The 930-nt window shown below is 68.8% G+C and carries 1 protein-coding gene; it reads left to right on the top strand.

What is annotated here, in order from left to right; genetic code table 11:
• A partial coding sequence (locus BIV03_RS13295) for an alpha-L-fucosidase (protein WP_175475859.1) occupies positions 1-930 on the top strand: 930 nt, incomplete at both ends.

Here is a 930-nt window from a genome sequence, read left to right as displayed (position 1 = left end):
CGCCGAGGTCGTCGCCGCCGGCCCGTACGAGGCGACCTGGGAGTCGCTCCGCGGGTACACGCCGCCGCGCTGGTACGAGGACGCCAAGTTCGGGGTCTTCCTGCACTGGGGCGTCTACTCGGTGCCGGCCTTCCGGAACGAGTGGTACTCGCGGGACATGTACCGCGCGGGCACCCCCGAGTTCGAGCACCACGTGGCCACCTACGGACCGCAGTCGGAGTTCGGCTACAAGGACTTCATCCCGTCGTTCACGATGGAGCACTTCGACCCGCAGGACTGGGCGACCCTGTTCCGTCGCGCGGGGGCGCAGTTCGTCGTCCCCGTCGCCGAGCACCACGACGGCTTCGCGATGTACGACACCGACCGCTCCCGGTGGAGCGCGGCGCGGATGGGGCCCGAGCGCGACGTGTTCGGCGACCTGCTCCAGGCGGTCGACGACGCGTTCATGGTCCGCGGTGCTTCCTCGCACCGGGCCGAGCACTGGTTCTTCATGAACGGGGGCGCCCGGTTCGACTCGGACGTGCTCGACCCGCGGTTCATCGACTTCTACGGCCCGGCCCAGCGCGAGGAGACCGCGCCGAACGAGCGACACCTCGAGGACTGGCTGCTCCGGACCGTCGAGGTCATCGACAAGTACCGGCCGCAGGTGCTCTGGTTCGACTGGTGGATCGAGCAGCCAGCGTTCGAGCCGTGGTTGCGCACCCTCGCCGCGTACTACTACAACCGTGCCGCCGAGTGGGGGCGCGAGGTCGTCATCAACTACAAGTGGCAGGCGTTCGCGGACGGCTCTGCCGTCTACGACATCGAGCGCGGTGCGATGGGGGACATCCCACCGGTCGTCTGGCAGAACGACACCTCGGTGTCCAAGTCCGCCTGGTGCTGGATCGAGGGGCACGACTACAAGACCGCGCGCGACCTCGTCGCCGAGCT

The organism is Curtobacterium sp. MCBA15_016 (assembly GCF_001865105.1).
Classification (GTDB): Bacteria; Actinomycetota; Actinomycetes; order Actinomycetales; family Microbacteriaceae; genus Curtobacterium.
The sequence above is the reverse complement of the archived record's forward strand: the minus strand, read 5'-3'. Positions and strand labels throughout refer to the sequence as shown.